The sequence below is a fragment of the Streptomyces sp. NPDC050610 genome, from assembly GCF_040654875.1.
Lineage (GTDB): Bacteria > Actinomycetota > Actinomycetes > Streptomycetales > Streptomycetaceae > Streptomyces.
Map to the genome: position 1 here is coordinate 56,416 of NZ_JBFAIV010000010.1, position 16,262 is coordinate 72,677.

The 16,262-nt window shown below is 73.1% G+C and carries 11 protein-coding genes; 3 read left to right on the forward strand and 8 right to left on the reverse strand.

The features are described from left to right. Nucleotides 1-22: 22 nt before the first annotated feature. Both AB0I22_RS15035 and AB0I22_RS15040 read right to left on the reverse strand, forming a co-directional pair. Nucleotides 23-2,653: an FtsX-like permease family protein gene (locus AB0I22_RS15035; protein ID WP_363131181.1), complete on the reverse strand. Its 2,631-nt coding sequence runs from the start codon at nt 2,651-2,653 to the stop codon at nt 23-25. Next, nucleotides 2,650-3,438, reverse strand: a complete 789-nt coding sequence (locus AB0I22_RS15040; RefSeq protein WP_363131182.1) for an ABC transporter ATP-binding protein — start codon at nt 3,436-3,438, stop codon at nt 2,650-2,652. Before AB0I22_RS15040 ends, AB0I22_RS15035 begins: the two co-directional genes overlap by 4 nt. Before the next feature lie 720 nt (nt 3,439-4,158). Between AB0I22_RS15040 and AB0I22_RS15045 the strand changes: the two genes are divergently transcribed. Next, nucleotides 4,159-5,625: an MFS transporter gene (locus AB0I22_RS15045; RefSeq protein ID WP_363131317.1), complete on the forward strand. Its 1,467-nt coding sequence runs from the start codon at nt 4,159-4,161 to the stop codon at nt 5,623-5,625. A gap of 161 nt (nt 5,626-5,786) precedes the next feature. Here the strand turns inward: AB0I22_RS15045 and AB0I22_RS15050 are convergent, their stop codons facing one another. The 4 genes from AB0I22_RS15050 to AB0I22_RS15065 form a co-directional block, all read right to left on the reverse strand. Continuing rightward, nucleotides 5,787-6,731, reverse strand: a complete 945-nt coding sequence (locus tag AB0I22_RS15050; protein WP_363131183.1) for a cellulose-binding protein — start codon at nt 6,729-6,731, stop codon at nt 5,787-5,789. A 122-nt stretch (nt 6,732-6,853) separates the two neighbouring features. Beyond that, nucleotides 6,854-7,900, reverse strand: coding sequence for an LCP family protein (locus tag AB0I22_RS15055; RefSeq protein WP_363131184.1), 1,047 nt, complete (start codon nt 7,898-7,900; stop codon nt 6,854-6,856). A 209-nt stretch (nt 7,901-8,109) separates the two neighbouring features. Next, a complete protein-coding gene (locus AB0I22_RS15060; RefSeq protein ID WP_363131318.1) occupies nt 8,110-10,872 on the reverse strand; it encodes an SUKH-4 family immunity protein in 2,763 nt (920 codons plus the stop codon). Between the two features lie 5 nt (nt 10,873-10,877). Next, complete coding sequence (locus AB0I22_RS15065) at nt 10,878-11,855, reverse strand: HNH endonuclease (RefSeq protein ID WP_363131185.1); 978 nt, start codon at nt 11,853-11,855, stop codon at nt 10,878-10,880. Between the two features lie 572 nt (nt 11,856-12,427). Between AB0I22_RS15065 and AB0I22_RS15070 the strand changes: the two genes are divergently transcribed. Together AB0I22_RS15070 and AB0I22_RS15075 are read left to right on the forward strand one after the other, a co-directional pair. Then, nucleotides 12,428-12,967 (forward strand): YwqJ-related putative deaminase, encoded by a 540-nt coding sequence (locus tag AB0I22_RS15070; protein WP_363131186.1) that lies wholly within the window; start codon nt 12,428-12,430, stop codon nt 12,965-12,967. 17 nt (nt 12,968-12,984) lie between these two features. Next, nucleotides 12,985-13,482 (forward strand): SUKH-3 domain-containing protein, encoded by a 498-nt coding sequence (locus AB0I22_RS15075; RefSeq protein ID WP_363131319.1) that lies wholly within the window; start codon nt 12,985-12,987, stop codon nt 13,480-13,482. Nucleotides 13,483-13,582: 100 nt separating this feature from the next. On the opposite strand, the gene AB0I22_RS15080 is transcribed toward AB0I22_RS15075, so the two are convergent. Then, nucleotides 13,583-14,857 (reverse strand): hypothetical protein, encoded by a 1,275-nt coding sequence (locus AB0I22_RS15080; protein ID WP_363131187.1) that lies wholly within the window; start codon nt 14,855-14,857, stop codon nt 13,583-13,585. Nucleotides 14,858-15,580: 723 nt separating this feature from the next. Then, the gene (locus AB0I22_RS15085) at nt 15,581-16,078 is read right to left on the reverse strand and encodes a SigE family RNA polymerase sigma factor (protein ID WP_363131188.1); all 498 of its coding nucleotides are present in this window, start codon (nt 16,076-16,078) and stop codon (nt 15,581-15,583) included. Nucleotides 16,079-16,262 lie beyond the last annotated feature (184 nt).

The following is a 16,262-nucleotide window of genomic DNA, read 5'->3' on the forward strand; positions in this document are numbered from 1 at the left end:
CGGGCGCGCCCCGCCCCCTCGCTCACTCCGTGGCGATGGCGTTCAGCACGTTCATCCGGCCCGCGCGGAACGCCGGTACCAGGGCCGCGATCAGCCCCACCACCGCCGATCCGGCGAAGACGGCGCCGATCGTCGGCCAGGGGATCTCCAGCACGACGAGCCCCTGGAGCGCCAGCAGCTTCTGGGCCGTCGCGCCCCAGGCCATGCCTAGCCCGAGCCCGAGCAGCGCGCCGAAGAGTGCGATGACCACCGATTCGAGGCGGATCATGCGCCGCAGCTGGCGGCGGGAGAGGCCGACGGCCCGCATCAGCCCGATCTCGCGGGTGCGCTCGACGACCGACAGGGCCAGGGTGTTCACGACGCCCAGCACCGCGACGATGATGGCCAGCGCCAGCAGCCCGTAGACCAGGTTCAGCATCTGCCCCATCTGGTCCTCAAGGGTCTTCTTGTAGTCGGCCTGGTCGCGGACCTTGTACTGCGGGTAGTCGTGCAGGTTGGCCTTGAGCGCGCTGTACGCCGCCTTCTCCTGGCCGTCCTTCGCCGTGCCGAACATCAGCTGGCTCAGCGGCATCTTGTCGGCCGGCAGGTACCGCTGCGCGGTGGCGATGCCCAGGTTCTTCGTACCGCCGTCCATCGTGCCGCTCGATGTGATGGCGCGCACCGTGAGCTGCGCGGTCCGGCCGCCCGCGAAGGCCACGCCCAGTTTGTCGCCGATCTTGATCCCGTGGTCCTTGGCGTAGTCGTCGCCCACCGAGACCGAATCGGGCCGGTACGCGGCCGACATGTCGCCCTGGACCGTCTCGGTCCGCAGGTCCCGCGCATACGTCGGGTCGGCGGCGGCCAGCTCCTCCTCGACGGTCTTCCCGTCGGGCGAGGTGATCTTCGCGTTGATGTTCTTGTAGCGGGACACGTGCGCCAGGCCCGGCGTCTCCCTGACCGCCTTCTCCGCCGCCGGGGTGATCTGCTGCCCGGTGTCGGACTGGACGATGTAGTCCGCGCCGACCGTCTTGTCCAGCTCGTCGGTGGCCGAGGCGACCATCGAGGAGCCGACGACCGACAGGCAGGCCACCAGCGCGAGCCCGATCATCAGGGCGGCGCCCGTGGCGCCCGTACGCCGCGGGTTGCGCAGCGCGTTGCGTTCGGCCATCCGCCCCACCGGGCCGAAGACCCGCAGTACGACGGCGCTCAGCACCCGCACCACGAACCCGGCCAGCAGCGGCCCGACGACCACGAACCCCACGAGCGTGCAGAGCACGCCCACGCCCAGCAGCAGCGAGCCCGCGGCGGCCTCGTCGGCCCGCGAGGCGCCGATGAGTCCGGCCGCGCCGACGGCGGTGAGAACCAGGCCGACGGCGGCCCGTACCCGTCCCGCGCGACCGTCCGCCGGGGTTCCGGCGTCCCGAAGCGCGGCCATCGGGGAGATCTTGCCCGCCCGGCGTGCCGGGATGTAGGCGGCGACGACGGTGACGACGACGCCGAGCGCCAGTCCGATGGCGGGGGTGGTGGCTTTGACGGTCAGTTCGGAGGTGTCGAGCTTCATTCCGACGCTGCCCATGACCTTCATGAGCCCCACCGCGAGGCCGACGCCGGCCGCGATGCCCAGTACGGAGCCGACGACGCCGAGCATCAGCGCCTCGATGAGCACGGACCGGTTGACCTGCTTGCGGCTGGAGCCGATCGCCCGCATCAGGCCGATCTCGCGGGTGCGCTGGGCGACCAGCATCGAGAAGGTGTTGACGATGAGGAAGACGCCGACGAGGACGGCGATCCCGGCGAAGCCGAGCATCGCGTACTTCAGGACGTCGAGGAACGAGCCGACCTGCGCGGCCGCGTCCTTGACGCTCTCCTCCTTCGTCCGCACCTCGTAGCCGCCGGAGTCGCCGGAGTCGCCGGAGCCACTGGAACCAACAGAACCAGCAGAACCGGCAGCACTGCCGAGGCTGTCGGCGACGGCCTTCTTCAGCTGCTCATGGCTCACGCCGTCCGCCGCGCTCAGCTGGACCTCGGAGTAGGCGGCGGCCGATCCGAGCAGTTGAGTACGGGCGGTGGCGGAGTCGAAGGCGACGATGGCGGCGCCGGGGTTGGTGGTCTTGAACGCGGCGATGCCGGTGACGGTCGTCTCGATGGTGCCGGTCACGGAGACGGTCTTGATCCGGTCGCCGAGCTTCACCCCGTGCTTCTCGGCGGTGTCGGCGTCGATGAGCGACTCGGTGGGGCCGCGCGGCTCGTGCCCCTCGACGATGTCCATCTGCCGCTTGTCGTCCTCGCCCCAGTCGCCGGCGATGGTGGGGGCTCCGGAGGCCGGGCCGATGCTGTCGCCCTTGGCGTCGGTCAGGGCGACCTTGTCGGTGGAGACCGAGCCGGCCGCCGACCGTACGCCCTCGACCTTCGCCAACTGCCCGACCAGGCTCGCGGGGACCGTCTCCGGGCGGCCGGTGCGCTGCGCGTCCTTGTCGTCCTTCTGGGACTTCGGCTGAACGGTGACGTCCGAGGCGGTGGAGCTGAAGAGCTTGTCGAAGGTGGAGTTCATGGTGTCGGTGAAGACGAGCGTGCCGCTCACGAACGCCACCGACAGCAGGACGGCGACGGCGGAGAGCGCCATGCGTCCCTTGTGCGCGAGGAAGTTGCGTATCGAGGTCTTGAGAACGGTCACGACACCCGTCCTCGCGCGTCGAACTCTTTCATCCGGTCCAGCACCATCTCGGCGGTCGGGTTCGTCATCTCGTCCACGATCAGGCCGTCGGCCAGGTACAGCGCGCGGTCCGCGTACGAGGCGGCCACCGGGTCGTGCGTGACGATCACGATGGTCTGTCCCAGCTCGTCGACGGAGCGCCGCAGGAAGCCCAGCACCTCGGCGCCGGCCCGTGAGTCCAGGTTTCCGGTGGGCTCGTCACCGAAGATGATCTCGGGCCGGGCGGCGAGCGCGCGGGCCACGGCGACCCGCTGCTGCTGGCCGCCGGACAGCTGGTTCGGCCGGTGCTTCAGCCGCTCGGCGAGCCCCACCGTCCCCACGATGCGCTCCAGCCACGCGCGGTCCGGCTTACGGCCCGCTATGTCCATCGGCAGCGTGATGTTCTCGATCGCGTTGAGCGTCGGCAGCAGGTTGAACGCCTGGAAGATGAAGCCGATCCGGTCCCGGCGCAGCTGCGTCAGCTTCTTGTCCTTGAGCCCGGTGATCTCCGTCTCGTCGAGCCAGATCTGCCCGGAGGTGACGGTGTCGAGCCCGGCCAGACAGTGCATCAGCGTCGACTTGCCGGAGCCGGAGGGGCCCATGATGGCGGTGAACTGCCCCCGGGCGATGTCCACGTCCACGCTGTCGAGCGCGACGACCCGCGTCTCGCCGGTGCCGTACGCCTTGGTGACCTGCCGCGCGCTCGCCGCAACGGCCGTACGCCTTCCGCCGCCCCCGGTCTTGGGAATCGATACAGCCGTTGTCACAGTCGGTCTCCTTGTTTCGGTGCGTGCGTCCGGTTCCGTCGCTGACATTGCTGAAGCCGATGCCGCCGATCCCGTCGATTTCGCCGATTTCGCCGGTGCGGTCATCGGCGTGGCCGAGTTCCTCGGATCTCTCGGATCTCTCGGGTCCCTCGGGTCCCTCGGATCTCTCGGGCCCCTCGGTGCCGCCGTGGTTCCCCAGACGGAAGTCGGGCGTACGTACATCAGCGTGCTCGTATCACGGGGGGCGCACGATGGTGCCCGCATGCCTCTCGCCGGTGGTGCAGGCCCGCCTCTCGCCGGTGGTGCCCGCGCTACCCCGCCCCGCCCACGGCCGTGCGGCCGACGCCACGGGAGCCGCCCGGGCCGGGCCGCTCGTCAAACAGGCTATGGAGCCCCGCGGCCCGGATCGTCATCCGCCGGAACGAACGCGGAGTCAGCGCATTTGCGTAACTGCCCCTAGGGGTACGGCCCTTGCGGACGCCCCCGGTCTCGGGGACCTTCGACGGCCGGGCCCGGCGGAACGTACGCCTCCTGCGCCCTGACTGCCTCCGATACCCGGTACCGCGCCCCGCCCCCACGTGGAAGTGTGGGTCGTACACGGACCAACGGTTCGACGGAGGGGGCACAGTGAGCGGCACCGAGCGGCGCGCGGAATCGACGGCGATACCCGAGGCGGCCACCGCCCCGCCGTCCAGACGGGGACCCGTGGCCGCCGCCCTGATGCTCGCGATGGCGCTCGCCGCCATCGACGGCACCATCGTCTCCACCGCCATCCCGCAGATCGTCGGCGACCTCGGCGGCTTCTCCGTCTTCTCCTGGCTGTTCTCCGGCTATCTGCTCGCCGTCACCGTCACCCTGCCCGTCTACGGCAAGCTCTCCGACACCTTCGGCCGCAAACCCGTCCTCGTCGTCGGCATGGTCATCTTCCTGGGCGGCTCACTGCTGTGCGCCGCCTCCTGGAACATGGCCGCCCTCATCGCCTTCCGCGTGCTCCAAGGGCTCGGCGGCGGCGCCCTCCAAGGCACCGTCCAGACCGTCGCCGCCGACCTCTACCCCCTCAAGGAACGCCCCAAGATCCAGGCCAAGCTCTCCACCGTCTGGGCCGTCTCCGCCGTCACGGGCCCCGCCCTCGGCGGCGTACTCGCCGGTTACGCGGACTGGCGCTGGATCTTCCTCGTCAACCTGCCCGTCGGCGCGGTCGCCCTCTGGCTCATCGCCCGCTACTTCCACGAGCCCCTGCGCACCCGCGCCACCGCCCGCCCCCGCGTCGACTGGCCCGGCGCGCTCGCCATCTTCGCCTGCGGCGGGCTGCTGCTCACCGCGCTCGTCCAGGGCGGCGTCGCCTGGCCCTGGCTCTCCGCACCCTCCGCCGCGTTCTTCGCCGGCAGCGCCCTGTGCGCCGCCGCCACCGTCGCCATCGAACGCCGCGCCGCGGAACCGATCATCCCCGGCTGGGTCTGGCGCCGCCGCACCATCTCCGCCGTCAACCTCTCCCTCGGCGCCCTCGGCCTCCTGATGATCGCGCCGACCGTCTTCCTGCCCACCTACGCGCAATCAGTGCTCGGCCTCGGCCCCATCGCCGCCGGGTTCGTACTGTCCGTCATGACCCTGAGCTGGCCCATCTCCTCCGCCCTGAGCAGCCGCGTCTACACCCGCACCGGCTTCCGCAACTGCGCCCTCATCGGCATGGGCTGCGCCGCCCTCGTCCTCCTCGCGTTCCCGCTGCTCCCCTACCGCGGCGCGGCCTGGCAGCCGGCGCTCCTCATGCTGGCCCTCGGCGCGGCCCTGGGCCTCTTCCAGCTCCCCCTGATCATCGCCGTCCAGTCCTCGGTCGGCTGGTCGGAGCGCGGCACCGCCACCGCCTCGATCCTCTTCTGCCGCCAGGTCGGCCAGAGCGTCGGCGCGGCCCTCTTCGGGGCCGTCGCCAACTCCACGCTCGCCGGCCGGCTCGCCGACGCCCCCGCCGCGATACGGCCCGGCCTGCCGGACGACCTCGACTCCGCGGCCCGCGCCCTGAGCCACCCCGCGACCCTCACCGCCCGGGCCGCCGACTACCTGCGCCACGCGGTCTCCACCGCCGTCGACCACGTCTACCTGGGCGCGGGCTGCGCGGCGGTCGTCGCGCTGCTCACGCTCGTACTCCTCGCGCCGCGCCGCTTCCCGATCCGGACGGAGGAGGAGAGCTGAGAGTACGTACGGGCGAGGGACGGCGTACGGGCATCGCGGGCGCGCCGGGGCGTACGGACGTACCCGCCCCCTGCCTGTACGAACGTACGCGCGCCCCTGCCCGTACGCCCCGCCACTCGCCGGCAGGCCGCCGCCCAGGCAGGGCCCGCACGCAGGGCCTGTCAGGACTCCGAGCTCGGCGCGGGCCCCGGGACCGAGCCGGCGTCGTGCGGGCCGCCCGCCTCGGCCGGCTCGGGGTCCGCGACCGCCTTCCCGGTCAGCGCGGCGAGGCTGCTGCGGACGTGCACCATGTGGGCGCGCAGCTCATCGCGCTCCTCCTCGTGCTCCCGCAGCACCCGTTCCGTCTCCCGCTCCACGCGCTCCGCCCGCGCCCGGGCCTGCGACACCAGCGACTCGGCCTGCGCCTCGGCGTCCTCCTGGCCGTGCCGGGCCGCCTCCTCGACGTCCGCGTACGCGCGCTGCGCCTCGGCCAGCACCCGCCGCCCGTACTCGTCCAGGTCCATCACGTGCGCGTCCGTGTCCGCCTCGTGCCCGGCGAGCTCCCGGCCCGCCGCGTCCCACCGCTCGGAGTGGTCCTTCTCCTGCCCTGCGAGGGTCTCGGCGGTGCGCTGCCGCATGTCCTTGAGCATCGCCAGGGACTCCTCGCGCCGCGCCTCGACCTCGCGGCGCACCTCGGCGCGCAGGTCGTCGGCGATGCGCTGGGCCGCGGCGGTGGCCTCCTCGGCCCAGTCCTCGGCCTCGGCCCGTACGGACGCGGAGTACGCGGCCGCCGCGTCCCGGACCGCGCGGGCGTGGTCGGCCGCGGAGCCGCTCAGCTCGGCGGCCGCGGCCTCGGCGCTCCCGCGCACCGCGGCGGCCTCACCGTCGGCGATGGCGAGGAGGTCCGCGGCCCGGCCGCCGAGGCTCTCGTAGGTCTGCGGGGCGAGGTTGGCGACGACCTCGCGCAGGCGTTCCGCCTCGGCCTCCATCTCCTTGGCGAGCACGGTCAACCGGGCGGCCCGCTCCCAGGCCGTGTCACGCTCGCGGGAGATGTCGCCGAGCGCGCGGTCGACCTGTTCGATCCGGTAACCGCGGCCCCGCACTACAGCGAAACCGTGGGGAGACATCGATGCACTCATCCTTCAAGCCCCTCTTGTCCGGCATGTAACGCGGTCCGGCGCACATCCTTGTGGATCGGCCGAAGTGCCCATACCGCGACACTCCGCCCACTCCACCAGTCAAGGATGCGTCAATTGGTGCCAGAAGTCGGAATCGGCCTGTCGGCGCGCAACGCGTCGAACAGCCGCCGCGCCCCCGCCTCGTCCCAGACCAGCACGTCACCGGCGCCGGGCCGCTCCTGACCGGAGCCGGCGACCGGCACTGTCACGCTCCGCCCCCCGCCGTCCGCGATCTGCTTCATCGACCAGCCCATCCTGCCCAGATCCCACACGCCCGTACCCTTGTCGACGGTGAGCGCCGACAGCCCCGCGTCCACCACCGGCACCAGCCGGAACGGGTTGAGGAGTACGGACGCGCCGAGCATCCGGTCCGCGACCGCGCCCAGGAACCGCTGCTGCCGCTTGACCCGCCCCAGGTCACCCTCGGGATCGCTGTACCGGGCGCGGACGTAGGCGAGCGCCTGCGTGCCGTTCATGTTCCGGCACCCGCGGTCGAAGTCGGCGCCGGACTTCTTGTCGTGCAGCGGCTCCGGAAGACAGATGCGCACGCCGTGCAGCGCGTTGACGAGATCGGTGAAGCCGAGGAAGTTCACCTCGGCGTAGTGCCCCATCCGCAGCCCCGTCGCCTGCTCCACGGTCCGCGTCAGCAACTTCGGCCCGCCCAGCGCGTACGCCGCGTTGATCTTGTTCTTGCCGTGCCCGGGGATCGGCACGTACGAGTCCCTCGGCAGGCTCACCAGATACGGGCCGCTGTCGCCGTGGTGCAGCACCATGATCGTGTCGGTGTTGAGGCCCTCGTCGTTGCCGACGTGCAGTTCCTCGCGCTGCCGCGCGGTGAGATGCGAACGGCTGTCGGAGCCGACCAGCAGCCAGTCCGTGCCCTTGCCGGGCGCCGGGCGGCCCTCGTACCCGGCGAGCGCGCCCACCGTGTGCACCTGGGTGCCCGCCCAGAGATACAGCCCCGCCGCGAAGGCGACGAACAGCACCACCAGCGTCAGCAGCACCACCAGAATCCGCTTCGGCCAGCTCAGCCGCCGCCGGCCACCGCCCCCGCGCCGCTTGCGCCCGGACCGGTACAGCGTGGTGCTGCCCGGCTGCGGCGGCTCGACGGTGCCCATAAGGAAAGGATCGAGGCGCCCGACCGATACCGCAGGTCGAACGCCTCGATCAGGTGACGGGCAGTCAGCGGGGAGGCGCGGGGGGCCGGCGGGACCGGGGTCCCCTGGGCCGCCGGGGAAGTACCCGCGTCTCCGTCGGACGGCCTCCGTCGGGCAGTCTCCATCAGACGGCCTCCGTCAGACGGCCTCCGCCGCTGTCCGCAGGACCGTCAGAACAGTCCGTCCCACATCTGTTCCAGCAGCACCGACCACCAGTTCTCCGGCGAGGACAGCGCGGCCGGATCGAGCGACGCCAGCTGCGCCTGGAAGTCCACCGTCCAGCGGCCCGCCTGCTCGGGCGTCAGCCCGTACCGCAGCCGCCACATCCGCCCCAGCAAACCCATGCAGCGCGCGAACTCCGGCAGCCCGCTGTTCACGAACTGCGGCGCCACCGCCTGCCCGTCCGGGCCCGCCTCGACCGGCACCGCGACGATATGCGCCGTGCCGTACTGCACGCACAGCTGCCGCCCGAAGTCGCTGCCCATCACCAGGTACGAACCCGAGTCCGGCGCGGAGCGCACCCCGCGCTCCGCCGCCAGCTCCGCCAGCGTCGGCACCGGCCGGCCCGGCTGCGCCTGCGCCCAGAAGAACGGGCCGAAGTCGAGCGGCAGCCCCGCCCGTACGAGCGTCTGCGCGACGATGTCCGGAACGCCCTGCCGCGACACCGCCCGCTGCTCGAACCGGAAGACTCCCTGCGGGCCGAACGCCTGCGTCAGCTCCTGCGCGATCCCCTCCGGCGGAATCGGCGACGCGGGCTGCACCTGGCCGGGGAGCGGCAGCGGCGCCCGGTTCGGCGCGGGTCGCGCCGGGCCGTCGGCGACCTGGTGCAGCTCGCCCTGGTGCTCGACGAGGTGCCGTACGCCCTGCTGCCGGGTCGCGTGATCACGCCCGTACGGGGCGGTGTGGCTGACCCGCACCTGGGGCCAGGTCTCCCGGACCATACGGGCGCAGTAGCCGCCCGGCAGATCGCAGGACTCCAGCTCGGTGTGGAGCTCCAGCACCTGCTGCGGCGGCACGTTCATCGCGCGCAGCTCGTGCAGGATCTGCCACTCCGGGTGCGGCGTACCGGGCGCGCTGCGCCGGATGAGCTGCTGCTCGGAACCGTCCTGGGCCCGGTAGCGGAGCACCGCCATATAGCCCGGCCCCACGGTCGGCTGCCCCGTGGGCGGCTGCGGCGGATAACCGTACGCACCGGGCGGCGGCGCCACCCCCGCCACCGGCGGCCCCTGCGGCGGCGGCCCTTGCGGAACCGCCCCCGGAGCCGCGACCCCGGCCCCGCCGCTGCCCGGACCGGCGCCCGGCCCGGCGAGCATGGTGGCGGCGGCGTGCACGCCGGGGTTGGAGGGCGGCGGAGTGCCGGGCGTTCCGGGGACGCCAGGGGCTCCCGGCGGGGCCGGGTGGCCGGGGGCGCCGGGGCCCGGCGCACCGGGCTGGCCGGGCGGACCGGGGTAGTTGGGACCGCCGGGAGCAGACGCACCGGGCTGGCCCGGAGCGCCGGGCGGGCCCGGGTAGCCGGGGCCGCCGGAGCCGGGCGCGCCAGGCGGCATGGGGCCCGCCGGAGCGGGCCGGCCGGGGGGACCGGGAGGCGTGGGGCCCGCCGGGGGCTGCACCGGCTGCTGGCCCGGGTGCCCCGCCTGTCCCGGCGGGCCGGGGTACGGCGGAGCGCTGGGCGTTCCGGGGTCGGCGAGCATCGTGGCGGCGTGCGGCACACCGCCCGGAACGCCGGGCGGCGTACCGGGCGCGGCCGGCGGCTGAGGCCCCCCTGCGCCGGGCTGCCCCGAAGTGCCGGGCGGAACAGGATGGTTGGGAGCGCCGACGGGCGGAGAGCCGGGGGCGCCGGGCACAGGGCCCGACACCGGAGGCTGTGGCCCGGCGCCCGGGGCGCCCGCACCGGGGCCGTCGGCGTCGGCCTGGGAGACCAGTTGCGTCGGTACGTACCCACCCGCCGGGGCACCCGGCGCGCCGGGACCCGAAGCAGGGCCGGGACCCGAAGCAGGGCCTGGCGCAGGCGCGGGCCCGGGCGCGGGCGCGGGGCCCGACGCGGGAGGCTGCGGCCCCGCGCCCGGCGAACCGCCGGAGGCACTGGCGTCGAGGACCGGGGCGACCGCCGTCGGCGGCAGCACGCTGCCCCTGGTCAGCAGCTCGGTCTTGGCCTCGGTACCGACGCCCGACGGCGGAGTCTCGTCGCCGTCAGAGCCGCTGAGCGGCGGGGCGAAGACCGTGGCGGGAAGGTCGACGGAGCGGTCCTCGCCGCCGTCGCCCCCGCCGTTGGTGTCGGCCCCGGCCCATGGAGCGGCCGCGACGGGCGCGGGCGGCGCGGTCGGCGGCACGGGGCCGGGGGCCGCGGGACCGGCAGGCGCGTCCGTAGGGACCGGCGAAACGGGCGGGGGCCAAGCCCCACCAGCACCACCGGCAGCCGCACCGTCAGCCGCAGCAGCAGCAGCAGCGGACGAAGACGAACCGGCCCCAGCCGCCCCCCGACTGCCCGCACCCGCACTCGTACCCGTACCCACCGCCGCACCCGACGACGCCGCACCCACCGCGCCCGAAGACCGCCGGTCCGGAATCCCCCGCTCGTCGGCCGCTTGTTGCAGCCACTCCGGCGGGCTCAGCAGGAACGACGTGGCCTCAAGGTCGATGCGCTGCGGAGGCGCGTCCGCCGCCGGGTCCGGAGCGGTCCCGTACTCCTCCTCGTACCGCCGGATCACCTCGCCCACCGGCAGCCCCGGCCACAGCGTCGTCTCGCCGCTGTCGCGCGCGATCACCAGCCGGGCGCCGCCGCCGTCCACGACCGGGCCGTCCTCGCGGTCCTCGGCCCAGGCGACGAAGCCCAGGTCGAACTCGCGTACCCGCACCTCGCGGTGCTGGTACGCCGGCACATCGGCGTTGACCCAGCCCTCCGCGCGCTCCTGCGCCTGCGCGAACGTCACCATCGCGCTCACCCCTCCACCGGGACGGCGGACGCGAAGCCGCCGTCCACCATCAGGTTCGCCACGGTCTCCAGCTCCGGCGGGCCGCCCGCCAGGCGCAGCAGGAAGGCGTCGAAGTCCTCCCCGCAGGGCAGCAGCAGCCGCTCGACGCGGTCCTGGACCGTCCAGCCGTCCTGGTCCCGCGCGTCGTCGTACGCGCAGAACCACACCGAGCCGATGGCATCGCCTTTCACCTTCACGGCCAGCACACCGCCCTGCACGAAGCCCACGCCCAGGTAGTCCTTGGTGAAGTGGTCGCGCAGACACTTGTTGATGTACACGAGGTCGTTGACCGCCGCCTCGCCGCGCACCGTGAAGAACGGCTGGTCCACCAGGAGCCCCAGCTCCGGATCGAGCGCCGCGCCGACCGGCGCGCAGCCGCCCGCCGCCTTCAGGAACGAACGGTAGGCGCCCGGCAGCCGGTAGCCCAGGTCCTCCTCGACGCCCAGCACCTCGTCCTCCGCCACCGCGAGATCCCGCTGCGGCAGCGCGAAGTGCACCGGCCGGGTCTCCTGGAGCGGCCGCGTACCGCGCTTGGCCTGGTCGACGGCGGCCGTCGCCAGCCCACCGTGGTGCCGCAGCAGCGCCTTGACCTCGACCGGCACCAGCTCCAGCCGGCGCGTGCCCACCGCGTGGTGCCAGGTCCAGCCGTGCGGCGTCGCGACGGACGGCAGGCTCGCCCACAGCTCGTGGCCGTCGGCGTGCAGCGCGGCGTTCGCGGACACGTAGTCGGTGAGCCGCAGCTCGTCGACGCCGAACCCCTCCGGCGGCTCCGCGATCTCCGCGGCGGCCCGCGCGTACGGCGAGAAGTCCGGGAAGCCGTCCCCGTCCACCCACACGCCCTTGGCGTAGCGCGCGGCCCGGACCGGGTCCGGGAAGTGCACGACCTGCCCGGCATAGGCCGTGTTCGGTGGCGCGGCCTGCTGCCCGAGCCGACCTGTCGTCATGGCGGATGCCCCCTGCTGCGTATGGGTGTTGCCAACAGCCTAAGCGCTGCCCGGACCGGGGCTCCGCCCGCGCCGTACGCCCTCCGAGCACGCCTTGAGCGGCGACGACCGCCTCCGGCCGCCGCCCGGCCGCGACGCCCGGCCCGTCCGCCCCACGCACCGCACGCCCCTACGCACCGCGCCCGGCCCGCGCGCGACGGGAAGGCGCGGCGGACTCGACGCAACGCAATGGAACTGAACCGACTGAACTGAACCGACTGAACTGAACTGGTCTGAACGCAGCGGTCCCAACGGTCCCGGGCACTCCGAACGCATCGCCGAACGCCTCCGAGGCCGAAAAACTCGGAAGCCGCCCGTGGCACCCGCGGAAAATGTGTACGCAGGCGCGAACGGCCGCGACAGAGCCGTCACCACCGTCCCACCTACCCCACCCATCACGACGACCCGTTACCTCATGGTGACCGCCCGCCACACAACTCGCGCACAACGCACACCTGACTTCCGCACCCGGCATCCCATTTGGCAATCTGATCCCCGCAACAGGGGGATTGCACGGGAGGGAAGAGCACCACATGCACACGACGCAAGACCGCGGCCCCGATGCCGCGCCCACGCCGGGCGACCCCCGGCTCAGCTGGAGCGCCACCGACGACTCGGCACAGGCGCCCCCGCTGCTGCACCGCCGCGACGGCATCCTGCCCGCCGTCGCGGCGGCACTCTCCGTTCGCGGAAAGACCCTCACCTGCACCGCGGGCAGAGGGGAGCAGCCGCCCACGCTCCACCCCCTGGTGCAGGACTACCTCGACACCCTCACCAGCGCCCAGCGCGAACGCTTCACCGGCCGCTGCCCCGAAGCCGTACTCGTCTCCCGCTTCCTCACCGGCGTGGACTCGGGCCGCAGCAAACGCGCCTCCCGCAAACCCTTCTCCCAGGGCGAGGCCCGCCGGGCCCTCAAACACGCCCGCCTCACCGCGCGCCACATCCGCGAGGACGGCGACCCCCGGCACGGCAGCTACGCCGCGCCCTGCCGCTCCTGCGACGCGCTCCTCGCCCACTTCGGCGTACGGGCCGTCGACCTCGCCGCCCCGACCAACGACCACACCAGGGGCTGACCGCCGACATGTCGGACATGCGCGCCTTCGAGCGCACCGCCGCCACCCGCTTCCCCGCCGCCGTCGACGCCGCCCTCCGCGAAGCGGGCTGGCAGCCCGGCCGCTGGGACATAAAACAGGCCGAACAGTGGGCCGACGCCCTCCGCGCCCACGTCTCCCCCGCCGGCCACCGGCACTCCGTCTTCCCCGCCGCCGTCGAGGCCTGGGCCGAATTCGGCGGCCTGCACATCGCCGCCGCCGGACAGGGCCGGCAGATCGCCCCCACGCCCTTCCACATCGACCCCCTGCACGGCCTCCACCTCGCCCGCACCCTCGCCGACCTCGGCCGCGCCCTCGGCGTCGAGGTCAGCCCCCTCGGCGAGGAACCGCACACCCAGGCACTCCTCGCCGTCGACGCCGAAGGCCGCGTCTACAGCCTCGACCACACCGGCGACTGGTACCTCGGCCCCGACATCGACCACGCCATCGGCGCCCTCCTCAGCGGAGCCCAGCCCGCCCGCCTCAGCCGCGCCTGACGACAGGAACGGGAAACGGGCGGGCGCTCACCCCGCCCGCCTCAGCCGCGCCTGACCACAAGGACGGAACCCGACGACAGGACCGGAAACGGGCGGACGCTCAGCCCGCCCACCTCCCCGTCGTGAACGCCACCACCAACACCGCCATCAACGGCCCCGCCACGCACACATACGCCTCCTTCACCCAGCGCCACCGCAGGCTCAGCACCGCCAGCCCGATCCACAGCGGCCACCACAGCAACGTCGCGCGCGGCACCGACACGTACCAGTACGAAGTCCCCAACGCCCAGAGACTGAGCGCCATATAGACCGTCTCCGACCAGCGCCGCCGCCACGCCAGCACACCCAGCAACGCCACCCCCACCAGCATCGCGAGCAGCTCCGCCTGGAACATCACCGCGAACCCCGTGGACTGCACATGGCCGAACGCCGAGACCCACGTGTTGTGCCACGCCTCCCACGGCACATGGAACTCACGGTTCCAGCCCCGCTCCTCGGCGTGCTTCCACGCCATCAAGTCGCCGGTACGCGCGTAGAGGTAGCCGAAATAGCCGACCAGAGGCAGCGCGGGCAGCGCCAGCCACGGCAGCGACCGCAGCCGGTCCCGCAACCCGCCGCTGCCCAGGAAGAACTCCGCCACCAGCGCCGCCACCAGGAACAGACCGCTTATCCGGGTCGCCATGGCCCCCATCGCCAGCAGCGACGCCAGCGGCCACCGGCCCCGCTTCGCCGCCAGCCAGGCCGGCAGCGCGAAGGCCAGGAAGATCGCCTCCGTATAGCCCGCCGCCAGGAACACCGCACACGGCGAGAGCAGCAGGAAGAGCGCGGCCCGCCGACCGACGTCCACACCGCCCTCCCCGGCCTTCTCCCCGGCCTTATCCCCACCGGTCCCGCCGCCGTCCCCGCCGCCGTTCAGATACAGCCGCGCGATACGGGCCAGCGCCACCACCGCGACGGCCCCCGCCACGAACGAGATCACCAGCCCGGAGAGCGTCCACCCCACCCCCAGCGAATGCAGCAGCCGCACCAACCACGGAAACCCCGGGAAGAACGCCTCCCGATTGTCCGGCTGCGCACTGCCCACCGCCCCCTGCCCGGTGAAATAGCCGAACTCCGCTATTCGCTTGAAATGCCCCCAGTCCCACTGGTCCCAGCGAGAAACCCACGGAGTCGGCTGCTTCGCCCCCGGATCGTTGGGAAAGATCCACGCCGCGCTGTACACGACGACCCAGACACCGATCCGGCTCAACAGGTATATGCGCAGCACCGACCAGTCGGCCGGGGTCAGCCGGCGCCACAGGCGGCGCCAGGCGCCGGCCCCGGACTCGTGCGGGCCGGCGGGCCGCAGCGCCTCCAACGACGGTGCAGTGACCATGGGTGAACGACTCCTGACGCGGCGCCCGAAGGGCGCGGGAACCACCTGGCGGAAGACCGCCACCGGGATACGGACAAAGAACATAAGGACAAAAGAGCGAACGGGAGAAACAGGCAAGGGCGAGAACAGGACCAAAGGCCGGACCAGGGCTACGGCGGCTCGCCGGTCCGCAGAAACGATGGGGCAGGAAACGAAGCGGCAGCGTCGACAGAGCCACCAGTGACGTCAGCGACGTCACTGACGTCAGCAGTGGAAGAGCCCAGAGCAGCCCGCCCACCGGACGGATGGGATAGATGAGACAGATCGGACGACGACGTCGAGCTGGGCGTGGACGAGGGCGGATAGGACGGACTCGACGACCCCGCGCCCCCGTCCGGAGGCCCCGTCTCACCCTCGTACGAACGGTCCGTGGACGACGGCGCGGGCACACCCGACGGCACCCTGGCCGGCCCCGTACCACCGCCCCCGTCCCCGCCGGCCCGCGACAGCACAGCCGCCAGCGTCCCGCTCCCCCCGCCCACCACCAGACACGCCACCACAGCGAACGCCGCCACCCGGCGCTGCCGCAGCCGCCGGCCGCGCGCCGCCACCACCGCCATCGGCAGCGGCGCCGCGCCGCTCCGCCCGGCGGCCGCCAGCCCCTTCAACCCGGCGGCCAGCCGGTCGAAACCGCCGGAGCCGCCGTCGGAGCCGCTGTCGGAGCCACCAAAACCGTCAGAACCGTCAGACACCGCGAGCCTCCTCGGAGTACGGGTCGCGCAACCGACCGGCGAGCGCCGCCCGGCCCCGCGACAGATGGGTCTTGACCGTTCCGCCGGACAGCCCCGTCTCGGCGGCGATCTGCTCGACGGACAGATCGCACACGTAGTGCAGCGTCACGGTCCGGCGCTGCTGCGGCGACAGCCCGCGCAGAGCCTCCACCAGCTCCACCGGCCCCGTGTCCGGACCCGCCACCTCCGGCGGCCCGCCATGCCGCAGCCAGGCGTCCTCCGCCCGCCGCAGCCCACGCCACCGGCTCACCGCGAGCCGCCACGCGACCTTGCGGATCCACGCCTCCGGAGCCCCGTCCCGAGCCAGCTGCCGCCGCCGGCTCCAGCCCCGGACGAACGCCTCCTGCACCACGTCCTGAGCCTCGTGCAGATCGCCGAGCATGACGTAGAGCTGGCCCGTGAGCCGTCTGACCGCGTGCTCGTAGAACTCCTCGAACTCCTCGACGGTCAAACCGGGCTCCAAATCCGTTCGGTCTCACACCCCATACGCACGAGACCCCACCGCCGGTTGACAGCGAACGACAGAAATTTACGAAAACCGGAACGCGCCAAAAAACTCAAGAAGAGCCGAACGACCGACACCGGCCACCCGCGGCACCGTACGGACACCCGCACCCGCGGCACCGCACGGACGC